Here is a 13,823-nt window from a genome sequence, read left to right on the forward strand (position 1 = left end):
GGAAGGTATAAAATTCCTCTTATTTATTCATAAACTTTTATCTCATTATAAAACGTATCGCGTTCCACCGGAATGCGGCCGGCGCCTTTCACAAGCCAGATCAGCTCATCGCGGGTGAGGCCTTCCGGAGTAAGTGCGCCTGCGGCGTGGCTGATGCGTTCCTTGAGGATGGTACCATGCACGTCGGATGCGCCGAAGCTCAGGGCAACCTGAGTCAGCTGCGGCCCGATATTAATGAAGTAAGCCTTCACGTGGTCGATGTTATCCAGCATCAGACGGCTGATAGCAATGGTCTTCAGATCCTCGTAGGCCGAGTTGCGGCGCATAATGCCGGCATTCTTGTTTCTTGGCTGCATGGAAAGAGGAATAAATACCATAAATCCGTTCGTTTCGTCCTGAAGATCGCGAATCTGCATCATGTGGCGAATCCGGTCTTCATGGGACTCGATCGATCCGTACAGCATGGTAGTATGCGTCTTCATGCCGAGGTTATGCGCCGTCCGGTGCACCTCTAGGTACTGCTCGACGTTGGCCTTTTCCACACGCATTTTTTTGCGGTACTGGTCGGACAAAATTTCCGCACCGCCGCCGGTCAGCGATTTCAGTCCCGCTTTTTGCAGCTCCTGCAGCACTTCCTTAATGCTGAGGCCGCTGATGCGCGTGAAGAAGTCGATTTCGGCCGCCGTATAGGCTTTTAGCGTTACGTCCGGGAAGCGATCGGTCAGCGCCTGCAGGGAATCCACATAGTATTGGAAAGGCACGTGCGGGTTATGTCCGCCAACGATATGGAATTCCCGGACGCCCGGGTGAATGTGCTGCTCGATGTATTCGATCATTTCGGGACCGGAATACGTATAGGAACCTTCATCGCCAAGGTCTTTACGGAAGTTACAGAACGCGCAGTGCGCCTCGCAGACATTGGTAAAATACAGGCTCATGTTTTCGATGAAATATACTTTTTTGCCATTCTTGCGCAGGTTGGCTTCGTTCGCCAGCTGCCCCAGCGTCAGCAGATCATCGGTTTCATACAGAAATACTCCATCTTCAAGGTTCAGCCGCTCACCGTGGCGGACCTTCTCGATGATTTCCTGCATGCGTTTTTCGGTGTTCGATGTTACAATAGTGGACATTTCCATTCCTCCTGTTCGCATTTTGGTCGTGCGGAAGACACGCCCTTTGCAGGACGCAAGAGTCAACCCGCAGCGCCTGGAAGGAGTCCGGCGTTCAACCCGTCCAGTCGATTTGCCAATTTTATCGGTCAGCGTCTTCCATGTACCGCATAGGATATGTATACAGCGGATCATCCAGGCCGCAGGGCCAGACGCTTTGGTAAGCACTCCGGAGAGGCTTTTGGCCGGTAAAGAAAAAGAAGGGGTCTGCCTTTATTAGATTATAGAAATAATATTTTTTCAGCGAAGCTGAATGATTCTATAATCGCAAGAAAAACCTTCGCTAAGCACGGTCTGTCTTCTGTGAAATTACATCGACAGGCGTTTTTCTTATGTGAAAAAAGTTACAACCCTGAGTGACAGACCGTTGTCTTTTCCATGACAAAATACCGACACTTGCTCCCTCATTACCCACCTATTATAAACCGCCTATCCGGGGTCCGCAATACAGTTATACAGAATCAGCATGCGAAGGGGCGGTAATCATACCCTTTTAAACGATCCGCTGAGAGACAAATGAAGGCATAAATCCTCCGGATCACCCCGGATTATCCCTTTTGGAGGCACGAATACGCCGTTCCGTCAGCCTTTCTGGTACATTATGGGAGCTGGGGCGAAGGGAGCTGATGCGGGCAGAACCTCTCTTGAGGGTAACAACGTTGTGGAGTATACTAAAGGTAAGTGCAATTCACTCACAGAGCGGGACTTTGCTCTGCCGCCTGGTAAGGTGTGCTGCTTAAAGACCTGCAATGAATAAATTCACATCAGTTAACCAAGGAGGGTGACCTATGATCAACATTAGCGATTCCGCTTCCGATAAGCTGAAAGAAATGCTTGCCGAACAGGAAATTCCGGGGATGTTCCTGCGTCTTGGGGTACAGGCCGGCGGATGCAGCGGATTTTCTTACGCCATGGGCTTCGACGATGCCGAAACCGAAGATGATGTATATATGGACGTCAACGACCTGAAGGTTGTCGTGGATAAAGACAGCCTCCGCCTGATTGACGGGCTGGAAATCGACTTTGAGGAGTCCGGCATGAGCGGCGGATTCACCATGAATAACCCGAACGCTACAGCGACTTGCGGATGCGGCGCTTCGTTCCGTACAGCGCTGGACGCAGGCAAACCGGCTCCTGAGGAGTGCTAACCGGTACGCCGCTGGATGAACATGACAAAGGCTCACACCTCTTCTTCTAGAAGCAGGGTGTGAGCCTTTGTGCGTTAGGAGAGCCCGGGAACGATAAACGTCTTGTTTAGCATCATGATGAGCATGGCCGCCGCCACGATAGAAAAGGCAATGCAGCAGGTGCCTAGCCCTTTGCGTCTGTCTTTCAGAAATTTAAAGCCCAAAGCAAAGATTAAAACGGTTGTCACGACCAGAGCGAGTGACATACCGATCATGCCGACCCAGTATAATACCCCGAAAAATTGAGCCACAGCTGTTATCCTCCTTCGCAGGATATTCCAATTTTACACACTTCATTTTATTATATCCGATTTAGACAGGCACGCCAAGGCTCCGCTATCCCCCGTTTTTTGCGCGTTTATCCTTTTCTATGCACAAACATACAGGAGAGAACCCGTAGATACGAGTATGTTAATAACATAGGAGCATAGAAAGGAGGCGACAACATGGGGGGAAGACAGCTGGCAAGCAAATGGCTGAAGACTGAAGCGCTGCTGACGGATCCGGATGTTGCCCCATATATTCCACAGACCCGGTCCATGAGCCGGGAGAATCTCCAGCAAATGCTGGGGATGTATGACTTTGTCGTCGTTAAACCGGTCGTCGGCGGAGGCGGATACGGTGTCATGAAAATATCCCGTACCGGCAGCGGTTATAGTATAACCCGCTTCTCTCAAACCTATTATTTTGACAGCTTCTCCGGCATGTACAGCGGTTTTCGGAAGCTAAAAGTGAAAAGGACCTATTTAATTCAGCAGGGGATTAAATTGGCCCAGGTCGAAGGGCGTCCCATCGATTACCGCGTCAAATACGTCAAAGTGGACAATCGGTGGGTCATTACCGCAATGGTGGGACGGGTTGCACGAAGCGGGCTGTTCGTGACCAATCTGTGCAAAGGCGGCTATTTGCTGAGAGGCCGCGTTGGCCTGAGCCGTTCCCTGCCGCAGATCTCTTCTAAAGCCAAGCTTAAAGAGATGCGCTCCCTTACCCGGCGCTGTACGGCAATTCTGGAACGGCGTTTTCCCGGCATCGGCGAGCTCGGTTTCGATTATGGCTTGGACAACAGCGGAAGGATTTGGATTTTTGAAGTCAATACGCGCCCTCAATAAAATAAAACTGGGAACGTTTAGGAGATTATAGGCAGGGTAATATCAATATATAAGACTATGAAAAATGGAAAAAATATTTTTTGCATCCATCGTATGCACAGCACCTGTGTATAACGTTTATCCCCAAAATCCACTGCAATTTTATTGGTATTCCGACACTTGCTAACAAATTATACACAGGATTTCCACAACGGGTTGTGGATAAAGCGAACGCTTGTTCTCTTATGCGATGTCTGATATGATAGTTTTGAGGAAAATTAAGGAAAGGATGTGAAGATAATGGCTATGTTGTCGGATGAATTGCTGCTTGATTCTTATCATATGGCCGTGGAACTCATGCTTGATCATGATTTCATCGCTTTACTCCTGGCCGAGATCCACAAGAGGAATCTAGAGACTTCATCAGAGAGTTTAGTTCATTAGGACACATCCCGGTACACATCCACAAATGCTGTTGTATTAAGAGCCGCATATGACGTGGAAGTTATGGAAGGTGTGGAGGTGTAACATCTATTTTCCAGATTGGCAGCATCGCAACAAAATGAGGGTATCCTGTCTGAATCATGATTTCATGACCATCAGATCAGGATACCCTTTTTTTGTGACCCAATTGCGTTTATTCGGGCTAGAGTTTCATATTGCTGCTGTGGCCAGGAGACAGTTTGGCTTCCGGATCAATGTAAACCTTCGCGTTGTTGACTGCGGTCGGGGCCTCGCCGAATCCCACGGCGATGAGCTTCAGCTTGCCCGGATACGTAGTGATGTCTCCGGCGGCGAATACCCCGGGAATGTTCGTTTCCATGCGGGAATCCACTACGATGGAGTTGCTCTCGATCTGAATGCCCCAATCGGAGATCGGGCCCAGAGAAGATACGAAGCCAAAGTTCACAATGACGTCGTCGACTTCGATTTCCTGTGTTTCTTTGGTCTTCACATGGGACAGGGTCACCTTGGTAATCGTGTCCTCCCCGTGCAGGGCGGTGATTTCCGTCGGCGTCACGACTTGAACCTTGGAAGCCATCAAATTCTCGACGCTGTGCTCATGCGCACGGAACTTGTCGCGGCGGTGGATCAGCGTCACCTGCTCAGCGATCGGCTCCAGCATGAGCGCCCAGTCCACGGCGGAGTCTCCGCCGCCGCTGATCAGCACCTTTTTCCCCTTAAAGCGGCTCAGGTCATTCACAAAGTAGTGCAGATTGGTTTTCTCAAATTTCCTGGCGTCTTCAAGCTCCAGTCTGCGTGGTTCAAAGGCTCCGACCCCAGCCGTAATGATGACGGCTTTGGAGTGGTATTCGCCTTTATCCGTCGTCACCACAAAATGGCGCTCGTCCTGCTTAATGAGGGAAACGACCTTTTCCTCCAGACGGACGTTCTGCTGGAACAGGTCCATTTGCTTTTGCAGATTGTCGACCAGCTCCTGTGCCGTTACTTTAGGGAATCCGGCCACGTCATAAATGTATTTCTCGGGATATAAGGCCGCAAGCTGCCCGCCAAGCTGGGGCATACTTTCAATGAGTGTGACCGATGCCTGGCGCATCCCGCAATAGAATGAAGCGAACATGCCTGCAGGACCTCCTCCGATAATGAGCAGGTCGGTAATGTCAGCCGGCTGCGATGTCATTAGTGTAAGCACCTCCAACAAATATAAATAAGAACGCTAGCGAAATTAAGCACGCTGTATATTCTCAAATTCCATCTCATTATAATACATCCGGGCTTCGGCTGAAAAGTTGACATCCGATTTTCAAAATCACCATCCGGAATAAGAGGATAAATATAATTGAAAATTGGAATGAAAAGGAATATGAAAACGGCTTGGAGGCCCTCTTGGAAGGCCAAATAATACTTGATCTTTTATGGGAAAGTGGCTATCATTTTAGTTATGTGCGGGCAGGTTTTGTGAGAATTCCCGCTGTTTTTTTTCTTACACAGGCTGCCTGTGATAAAAGGATTCATTGAAGTTCAAACTAATGTGTAATATTTCACAATAACATTTGTAATGGTTCACAAATATATATAGAGACCGACATTTTGGAAGGAGCAAGATGATGAGCAACATTCCCAAGATAGTAATCCTTGGTGCGGGTTACGGCGGCATCCTGACTGCACAGCGCCTTCAAAAGGAATTGAATTATAACGAAGCGGACGTCACGCTTGTTAATCGACACGATTACCACTATATTACGACCCATTTGCATATGCCCGCTGCCGGCACGGACAGCGTTGAGAATACACGGGTACCGATTTCGAAGCTGATTGACGAATTCAAGATCGATCTGGTCAAATCCTCCGTTCAGGAAATCCGCCCGCATGAGAAAAAGGTCATCCTGGAGGATGGGACGCTCTCCTACGATTTTCTGGTCATTGCCCTCGGCGGGGAATCCGAAACTTTCGGTATTCCGGGAATGGCCGAATATGCGATGACGATTCGCAGCATCAACTCGGTGCGGCTGATCCGCAAGCATATCGAATACCAATTCGCATTGTATAAAAATGAACGCAGTCCGCAGGAAAGAATCAATTTCGTCGTCGGGGGAGCGGGCTTCAGCGGCATTGAGTTTGTTGCCGAGCTGGCTGACCGCATTCCGGCGCTGTGCAAGGAATACGATGTCGATCCGAATCTTGTGAATGTCTACAATGTGGAAGCGGCGCCGACGGCGCTGCCGGGGTTTGCTCCGGAGCTCGTGGAATATGCCATGGAGGTCCTCCGCAAGAAAGGCGTAACCTTCAAAATCGGCGTAGCCATCAAAGAATGCAAGCCGGACGGCGTAGTGCTTGCGACCGGTGAAGAGATCAAGTCGGCTACTGTGGTATGGACCGGAGGAATCCGCGGCAACCATATGATTGAAGCGGCCGGCTTTGAAACGGCAAGAGGCCGTGTGAAGGTTGACGAGTACTTGCGGGCGCCTGGAAGCGACCACATCTACGTCATCGGGGATAACGCTCTGATCATGAATCCGGAAGGGCGTCCCTATCCGCCGACGGCGCAGATCGCGATGCAGCAGGGTGTATGCTGCGCCCATAACATCGTCACGGCGATCCGCGGCCAGCAGCCGAAGAAGTTCGAGTTCAGCAACAAGGGAACCGTCGCTTCCCTGGGCAAAGGCGAAGGTATCGCTGTAGTAGGCGACAAGCATATGAAGGGCTGGCGGGCAGCCCAATTGAAGAAGATCGTGGATATGCGCTACCTATTTATTATCGGCGGCATTCCGCTGGTATTGAAGAAAGGAAAGTTCCTGTAATGAGGCACTGCAGTGTTCAAGTCCGCGCGTTGTTGACACGGGAAGAACTGGACCGTTATAACGCCTTGATGGAAGTGGGATCCTTCCTCGAGGATCAGAACCGGTACGATCTGTCGTACACGGTCCAAAAGGAAGTGGACATCCTCATCCTGCCGGCTATTGAAAGGCTGAAGGAAAAGGGCAGGGACCGCGACCGGGCGACCGCCGAATTTTTGGAATCGATGAAATCGCAGCAGGAAGAGGATTAAGGAAACAGCAAAAAGGTTTGCCCTGAATTTATCGGGGCAAACCTTTTTTATAGTTAAAAAGCATTCATTGCGAAGATTCGGAGATCGGCTGCCTCATATCGCAGCATAGACTTCCGCGCAGCGCGGTGCGTCTGTTAAATTTTCAGCATGTCCTCGAAAGATTCCGGCGTCAGAATCGCTCCTACGAAGAAGCCGCCGAATTCGGCAAAGCGGGCGCTGACTTCATCAAAGCGCATTTCATAGACCAGCTTCTTGAATTGAAGCGCGTCCTCGGCGAACAAGGTCACTCCCCATTCCCAATCGTCGAATCCGATGGAGCCGGTAATGATCTGTTTCACTTTGCCTGCATAGCTGCGGCCGATCAGCCCGTGGCTGCGCATCATGTTGCGGCGGTCGTCCATGTCGAGCATGTACCAGTTGTCGGCCTGATCGCGCTTTTTGTTCATCGGGTAGAAGCAGATGTACTTCGTCTTCGGCAGTATCGGCTTCAGACGGGCGACGACATGCGGATTTTCCATCGGGTCGCCTTCGCCGGAACCGGCAAGATAGTTGCTGAGCTCGACGACGCTGACGTAGGAATAGGACTTCGTCGTATATTGCGCAAACAGCGTTTTGTTAAACGCAGTCTCGATAGCGTTCAAATCTTCGAGCGTTTCGCGCAGGTGCATGAAGACAAAATCGGCCTTCTGCCCGATGATGCTGTACACCGCCGTGCTGCCCTGCTTGCTGGACTCCACCTCGGACCATTCGTTCAGGAAGGCCTGGAGCTCGTCCAGCGCCATGGCGCGGTCTTCGTCGTCGGCGGACTTCCATGCCGCCCAGTTCATAGAACGGAAATCGTGGAGAGCATACCAGCCCTCCAGAGTTGATGCTGCTTCATTCATGAATGAATCACTCCTATAAATAGTTGCCTGTAAGCGGATCCCAAGGTTACTTGCTGGACCCGAGTATCAGGGTCGTTGACATTTTTCTTCATTGTAGCTCAACCGCAAGTGCAAGAGCAAATGAAGTCACAATCTATTCACCGATTGTTCGTTGATTCGTGACCGTTTTTTTAGTAAACTAACTACTAGTCCATAAAACGTGGCAAGACTGTGAACGGCCTGTTTGTATCCGTTTAGCGGGGCGAAAGAAAAGAAGAGGTGACTTGGCTGAGATGCAATTTATACCCGTTCTCGTGCTGATGGTGTTATTTTTTGTCATGATGTTCGGCATCGGCTTTATTTTGAATATGTTAATGAAAACGACCTGGTTTCCCTGCTATTTGTTTGTCATCGTTATTTTACCGGTGGTCGTATACTCTTTATGGGACCGCAGCCAAATGTCGCTGCTCAGTCACTTGGAGTCGTTTCGCGTAGTCGACTATTTAACGGGAGTAGCCGGACTGGCAGGCGCGGTCATCAGCGGCTGGTCCATCCAGAAGCTTCGCAAAAGCGGATTTAAAATGTTCTAGGCCGGTAATCGGCCATTTCGAAACAGCTCTCCACCCGGGGGGCTGTTTTGCGCTATCCCGGCGCTTCAGGGCTGAATGATGGGGGGGACGGATGGATGTGGAGAAAAGCATTGGGTTTGGTGCTAGCCGCCGGGCTGATGGCGGGCGGTTCGTTACCAAACGGGATGGCGGCGTCCGCGGGAGAGCAGATCAGCATGGTCCCGCTCCGGACGGCGGCCGAGGCGCTGGGCGCCAAGGTGCTGTGGGACGGGACGGACAAGCGGGTTCAGGTCTCGCTCGGCAAAACCCGCTGGAAAATCACACCTGGCAGCAAGCAGTCCTTATTGGACCAAGCGCCGTATGAGCTTGCGCGTACCGCGGTGACGGACGGCGGAGGGACGCTGCTCGTTCCGCTCCAATCGTTTACCGGGGCTCTGGGCATCCGGGGAACTTGGGCGGACAATCGCTGGTCCCTCGATCCGGACGACTGGAAGGGGCGGGCGGTCTACTGGATGACCCTGCTTCGCCACGGGAAATGGGAAGAGGCGGGGCAGATGATGGATGCGTCTCTATCGGCAGCGTATCCGCCTTCGTCGCTTCCAAAGTACGAAGAACGGCTGGAAAGGCTGTACGGCCTCGACTGGAGCCTGTTGCATGCCGAAGCCTATACGGATTCCGTACGCAGCAACGCCCGTGTGGTCTACCAGACACCCAAAGGAGAGACGTTCGGCATGGAGCTTCGGTTCAGCCCGGAGGGTCTGGTAGACGATGTCGCCTGGATTGAAAATGTGACCAGCAGCTATCGGACACCCGCCTATGACCACCCGGAAAATTACACGGAGGAAGAAGTGCAGGTCGGCCAGAACCCTCTGCTCTTACCGGGAACGCTGACGCTCCCCCGGAACGTTCAGGAGAAGGTTCCGGCGCTTGTGCTCGTTCACGGCTCCGGTCCCAATGACCGGGACGAGTCTTCCGGCGGGGGGAAGCTGTTCAGGGACTTGGCGGTGGGGCTGGCCAGCGAAGGGATTGCGGTGCTCCGTTATGAAAAGCGGACGCGGGAGTATCCGCTTCGTTCCGCTACCCCGTTCTTTACCGTCCAGCAGGAGACGGTTGACGATGCCGTCAGCGCCGTCAACCTGCTGGCCGCCGATCCAAGGATTGATGCACAGCAGATTTATGTGCTAGGCCACAGCCAAGGCGGGATGCTCGTCCCGCGCATGATCGCATCGGATGCGGGCAAGCATATCGCCGGCGCGGTCGTGATGTCCGCCCCGTCCGGACCGTTGGAAGACCTGATGCTGATGCAGTATCGGGGAATATTAGGGCGGGCGGAAGAAGAGGGGGCTTCGGCTGAAAAGCTGGCCCGTCTGCAAAATCAGGTGGACACATGGGAAAAGGCCGTTGCGCTGCTGAAGGACCCGAGTTATTCGACGGAGCATTTGCCGGACCATTTTCCGCTGCCGAACGCGTATTGGTGGTTCGATTTCAGAAATTACAGCGGACCGCTGCTCGCCAGAAATCAGAACATTCCGATGTACATACTCCAGGGGGACAATGACGTGCAGGTCCCTCCGACGAGCCTAAAGGTGTGGAGAAGTGCGCTTAGCCAACGAAAAGACGTAACCTTTAAGTCATATCCGGGACTCAATCATATGTATATATATTATAGTAAGAACTCGACCGGAGATGAGTACAAGCTGCCCGGCAATGTGCCTGAGGAGGTCATCACCGATGTCGCAAACTGGATTCATTTGGGGACGAAAGACTTGTCGAAAAACGGAGAAGAAGCGGACCCTTTTGTGATAGAATAGAGAAAGTCTACGAATCGATGGGAGGGAGCATAGATTATGCATATGAAGAGCCTGCTGCATTTTACCGAGAACCACCGGTACTGCGTGTTCCGCGATTTTGGTTTAAGCAGCCTCGACAACCGAATGCTCAGCTCCGTATATCAGCCCATGGTCGGGGCATTTGCCATCAGCTTATATCATTTGCTGTTTCAGCACATCCCTGCAGAGAAGCTGGGCTACTCCCGGGTTGAACAGCAACGGCGCATTTTCCTGTCGCTTGGGCTTGAGCCCAGCGAGAAGGGACGCAAATATTTGATTGAGCACGCTTCCCGTCTGGAAGCGGTGGGGCTGCTGCAATCCTGCCGGATCTACGTGCCCGAGCAGGAAGATTACATGTACGAATACGAGCTCCAGGCCCCGCTTTCGCCGTCGGAGTTCTTTAATACACAGCACCTTACGCTGCTCCTGCGCGATAAGATCGGCAAATTCGCCGTCCTGTCCCTGCGCGAGGAGCTGTGGTCGAAGGAACCGGAAGAGTATGCCGGATCCTCCTCCGTCCATAAAGAAAACATTTCGCTGGCCTTTTACGATATTTTTGAACTGAACACCCATGTGATCGATTACGAGTTGGAACAGGCGCTGTCCGAGGTATCCACGTCAAGGCAGCCCGGCCTTCGGGTTCTCGATGAGGAGGGGGCGCTGAATTATTCCGATATCATCCTGCGTTTCCCGCGGGATTCCGCCAACCGCCGGCACGTGGAGGGGCTGCGCTTTAATCACGAGCAGATGGGCGTGATCAATTTTGTCGGACGCAAATACGATCTCAGCGTCCAGGACATTTGCCGCCTGCTCGACGAAGACGGCATCTTCGGGCCCGACGGCGACATTCTGCTCGACGAATTTCAGCACAAGGCCAGCCTGCAATTCCGCCAGGACAAGCGGCGCCAGGAGCAGCGGGATGTGTATGCGGGAAAGGTCATTTCCTTCCGCCAGGCGGAAACGGAAGAAGAGCAGGCTCCATTGGAGCATGCCGTGCAGATGGAATATTACGTCGACGTTCCGGTTCAATTTCAATCCAAATGCGACATTCACCAGTATAATATGATGCTTCGGAATGAGCCGTATACGAAGCTGCTCAGGACTTATTTTCCGGGCTCGGTGCCGGACAATTTTATCGATATATTCGAGAAGATCGACCTCAGCTACAAGCTGCCGGGTGAAGTCATCAATGTGCTGATCCACTACTTGATGTCCCTGTTGACCGAAGGCGGAAATGACCAGCGGATCAACCGCAATTTTGTCGAGGCCATCGCCTCCAACATGCTGCTGAAGCAGGTCAATTCCTACGAGAAAGCCGTGGAGTACATCCGCGACCAGTCCAAGGTCAAGGGAAAGCAGGCCGCAGCAGCCGGCAGCGCAAGACCCCGTACATACGGCGGCAAAACAGTGAAGATCAAGCCGGATATCCCGTTAGCCCAGGAAGACGGGCAGGGCGGTGATGTCAGCGAGGAAGAGTTTGAGGAAATGCTGCGTATGGCAGCTGAAATGCAGGCAAGCAAGAAAAAGGGCGGTATATAGAACCGTCTGAAGAGAGAGGAGGACAACCGTCATGGATTCATTGGGGCAGCTGCTGAAGCAGATGAGAGGGCCTTCCTTTATACAGCGATCGCAGGAGATCGCGGACGAACTGCTGAGGGATCCGGCGGTACGGGGACTGCGGCAGGAGCATCCCGAGCTGGAAGAATCGTTGCTGCGGATGAACGTGACCCGGCTGTACCAGTTTGCCGCCGACCGGCGGCACTGTGAGCGCTGCCCAGGGCTCGAGCGGTGCCCGAACGACTTTCAGGGCCATTACAGCAAACTGGAAGTGGAGGTCGTCAACGGGATTACAGAGCTGGTGGAACGCAAGGTTCCCTGCGCCCTGCAGACGGCGAAGCAGCAAGAGGACCAGATCAAGAAGCGGATCCGCAGCTTTTACGTGGACGAGCGTGCATTAAGCGAAGGATATAACGAGGTCGAGATTATGGGCAAGGACCGGAACCGGGCTCCTGCGGTGAACCAGGTATTCCGGTACATTCGGGACGTACGCGAGAATGGTCTGCCGAACAAGGGACTGTATCTGTACGGATCGTTCGGGACCGGCAAAACGTTTCTGATGAGCTATCTCCTTCATGAGCTGGCGATTACCGGTCATACCGGGGTTATCGTGTACATGCCTGATTTTGTGGAGGATTTGAAGGGGATGCTTAGCGATAACGTGAAGCTGAAGGAGACCGTGGAGCTGATGAAGGCGTGCGATCTGCTCATTTTTGACGATATCGGAGCGGAAAATTTGAGTCCCTGGGTACGCGACCACGTGCTGGGCTCCATCCTGAATTACCGGATGAACCGCAAGCCGACCTTCTATACGTCGAACTATGCCCTGGACGGCCTCGAAAAGCATCTGAGCTTCACGAACAAAGACGGCGAAGAGGGGCATAAGGGGCAGCGGCTGATGGACCGCATCGCGCCGTTCGTCGATGTCGTGCATTTGCACGGGGAGAATCAGCGCCACAGACAGGGATAGAGAGTCCGTATCAAAGGTCCTGTGGTAAGCGGCATTTTGCAATCATTCGAAAATTCATCATTCCAAAAAAGCCAAAAAAACCTGGCCAACCTGTCCAAAAGACAGGAAGAGCCAGGTTTTCTTGTAAGCCCCTTGAGGCTAATTAGCCGGAAATAACAAATTTAATGATCACCATGACTGCAAACAGAACGGTCATAAACAGCGCCATTCCGCCAAAGCCATTCATTAGATCCATTAAATCATTGCGCGGCTCTTCGTTCACGTGTTTCCGCGGATCGTTAGCGTGCACGTTTGCATCCATTTGAACAAATGCCTCCTCATCATGGTTTCAGCCTGATGTCAATGAGCCTTCTCATGAACAGAGAAACCCGAGTTAACATTAGTATACCCAAACTTCAAAGAATTTGTAAAGAATATATGGTGAATACTTATAGGGGTGGGAAACGGGAGCGGAGCGGTTAGGGGGCCCGAATTTCGTTTAATCTGTAATTAAGGGTTTCACATTTCTTGACGGAATGTGTTATACTTAAACTGTCCACAAAGACATATCAGTTTAGACATCCATTTGCGCTCTTGCGATCAACGGGGGATACCAGGCGGCATAGCCGTTTTTTCATCTCCTGCGTACAGTCAGCCGCTAAACATGGTCTGTCTTCTGTGAAGCAGAATACACCGAATTTTTTCTTATAAGGAGGAAACCTATTATGGCAATTGTGAATGTATCCGACCAATCCTTTAACGCTGAAATCGAAGGCCAAGGAACGGTTCTGGTAGATTTTTGGGCACCATGGTGCGGCCCTTGCAAAATGATCGCTCCGATTCTGGAAGACCTGGCTAACGAGCTCGGAGACTCCGTGAAAATTGCCAAACTGAACGTGGATGACAATCCGGAAACGGCATCCCGTTTCGGCGTGATGAGCATCCCGACCCTGATTTTCTTCAAGGACGGTCAGCCGGTTGATAAAGTGGTCGGCCTGAACTCCAAAGAAAACCTGAAAAACATCATCGCTAAACACCAATAATTGGTGCGTGGCTGATGACGGGCGCCTCCGGATGATTCCGGGGGCGCTTTATTCGTGA

The 13,823-nt window shown here is 51.9% G+C and carries 15 protein-coding genes; 10 read left to right on the forward strand and 5 right to left on the reverse strand.

Features of this window, described 5'->3' with window-relative positions; genetic code table 11:
* Positions 1–23: 23 nt before the first annotated feature.
* Positions 24–1,130 (reverse strand): aminofutalosine synthase MqnE, encoded by a 1,107-nt coding sequence (gene mqnE, locus FHS19_RS31305; RefSeq protein WP_183586836.1) that lies wholly within the window; start codon positions 1,128–1,130, stop codon positions 24–26.
* Between the two features lie 827 nt (positions 1,131–1,957).
* Here mqnE and FHS19_RS31310 point away from each other — a divergent pair.
* Positions 1,958–2,317, forward strand: a complete 360-nt coding sequence (locus FHS19_RS31310) for a HesB/IscA family protein (RefSeq protein ID WP_183586838.1) — start codon at positions 1,958–1,960, stop codon at positions 2,315–2,317.
* Positions 2,318–2,391: 74 nt separating this feature from the next.
* On the opposite strand, the gene FHS19_RS31315 is transcribed toward FHS19_RS31310, so the two are convergent.
* Positions 2,392–2,607 carry a hypothetical protein gene (locus FHS19_RS31315; RefSeq protein ID WP_183586840.1) on the reverse strand — a complete coding sequence of 72 codons (216 nt, stop codon included), beginning with the start codon at positions 2,605–2,607 and terminating at the stop codon, positions 2,392–2,394.
* 195 nt (positions 2,608–2,802) lie between these two features.
* Between FHS19_RS31315 and FHS19_RS31320 the strand changes: the two genes are divergently transcribed.
* Both FHS19_RS31320 and FHS19_RS31325 read left to right on the forward strand, forming a co-directional pair.
* Positions 2,803–3,465: a YheC/YheD family protein gene (locus tag FHS19_RS31320; protein WP_183586842.1), complete on the forward strand. Its 663-nt coding sequence runs from the start codon at positions 2,803–2,805 to the stop codon at positions 3,463–3,465.
* A 279-nt stretch (positions 3,466–3,744) separates the two neighbouring features.
* Positions 3,745–3,888 carry a sporulation histidine kinase inhibitor Sda gene (locus FHS19_RS31325; RefSeq protein WP_089548462.1) on the forward strand — a complete coding sequence of 48 codons (144 nt, stop codon included), beginning with the start codon at positions 3,745–3,747 and terminating at the stop codon, positions 3,886–3,888.
* A 202-nt stretch (positions 3,889–4,090) separates the two neighbouring features.
* Here the strand turns inward: FHS19_RS31325 and FHS19_RS31330 are convergent, their stop codons facing one another.
* On the reverse strand, positions 4,091–5,086 hold the full coding sequence (locus tag FHS19_RS31330) for an NAD(P)/FAD-dependent oxidoreductase (protein WP_183586844.1): 996 nt from the start codon (positions 5,084–5,086) through the stop codon (positions 4,091–4,093).
* A 427-nt stretch (positions 5,087–5,513) separates the two neighbouring features.
* Between FHS19_RS31330 and FHS19_RS31335 the strand changes: the two genes are divergently transcribed.
* A complete protein-coding gene (locus FHS19_RS31335) occupies positions 5,514–6,707 on the forward strand; it encodes an NAD(P)/FAD-dependent oxidoreductase (protein ID WP_183587047.1) in 1,194 nt (397 codons plus the stop codon).
* Complete coding sequence (locus FHS19_RS31340) at positions 6,707–6,955, forward strand: hypothetical protein (RefSeq protein WP_183586846.1); 249 nt, start codon at positions 6,707–6,709, stop codon at positions 6,953–6,955. The genes FHS19_RS31335 and FHS19_RS31340 overlap by 1 nt, the downstream gene beginning before the upstream one ends.
* Before the next feature lie 134 nt (positions 6,956–7,089).
* Here FHS19_RS31340 and hemQ read toward each other — a convergent pair whose 3' ends face one another.
* Positions 7,090–7,839, reverse strand: coding sequence for a hydrogen peroxide-dependent heme synthase (hemQ, locus tag FHS19_RS31345; RefSeq protein WP_183586848.1), 750 nt, complete (start codon positions 7,837–7,839; stop codon positions 7,090–7,092).
* Positions 7,840–8,111: 272 nt separating this feature from the next.
* Here hemQ and FHS19_RS31350 point away from each other — a divergent pair, with 272 nt between their 5' ends.
* The 4 genes from FHS19_RS31350 to dnaI all read left to right on the forward strand — a co-directional run bounded on the left by FHS19_RS31350 (position 8,112) and on the right by dnaI (position 12,743).
* Complete coding sequence (locus tag FHS19_RS31350; protein ID WP_094599267.1) at positions 8,112–8,408, forward strand: YuiB family protein; 297 nt, start codon at positions 8,112–8,114, stop codon at positions 8,406–8,408.
* Positions 8,409–8,503: 95 nt separating this feature from the next.
* Entirely contained in the window at positions 8,504–10,198 is a 1,695-nt protein-coding gene (locus tag FHS19_RS31355; RefSeq protein WP_183586850.1) for an alpha/beta hydrolase family protein, read from the forward strand.
* 36 nt (positions 10,199–10,234) lie between these two features.
* Positions 10,235–11,755: a replication initiation and membrane attachment family protein gene (locus FHS19_RS31360; protein WP_183586852.1), complete on the forward strand. Its 1,521-nt coding sequence runs from the start codon at positions 10,235–10,237 to the stop codon at positions 11,753–11,755.
* Between the two features lie 31 nt (positions 11,756–11,786).
* Complete coding sequence (gene dnaI, locus FHS19_RS31365; RefSeq protein ID WP_183586860.1) at positions 11,787–12,743, forward strand: primosomal protein DnaI; 957 nt, start codon at positions 11,787–11,789, stop codon at positions 12,741–12,743.
* A gap of 142 nt (positions 12,744–12,885) precedes the next feature.
* Here the strand turns inward: dnaI and FHS19_RS31370 are convergent, their stop codons facing one another.
* Positions 12,886–13,044 carry a YqzM family protein gene (locus FHS19_RS31370; protein ID WP_089548459.1) on the reverse strand — a complete coding sequence of 53 codons (159 nt, stop codon included), beginning with the start codon at positions 13,042–13,044 and terminating at the stop codon, positions 12,886–12,888.
* Positions 13,045–13,447: 403 nt separating this feature from the next.
* On the opposite strand from FHS19_RS31370, the gene trxA reads away from it, so the two are divergent.
* Positions 13,448–13,765: a thioredoxin gene (gene trxA / locus FHS19_RS31375; protein ID WP_076174051.1), complete on the forward strand. Its 318-nt coding sequence runs from the start codon at positions 13,448–13,450 to the stop codon at positions 13,763–13,765.
* The last annotated feature ends 58 nt before the right edge of the window (positions 13,766–13,823 follow it).

The organism is Paenibacillus rhizosphaerae (assembly GCF_014192015.1).
GTDB lineage: Bacteria > Bacillota > Bacilli > Paenibacillales > Paenibacillaceae > Paenibacillus_AQ > Paenibacillus_AQ rhizosphaerae.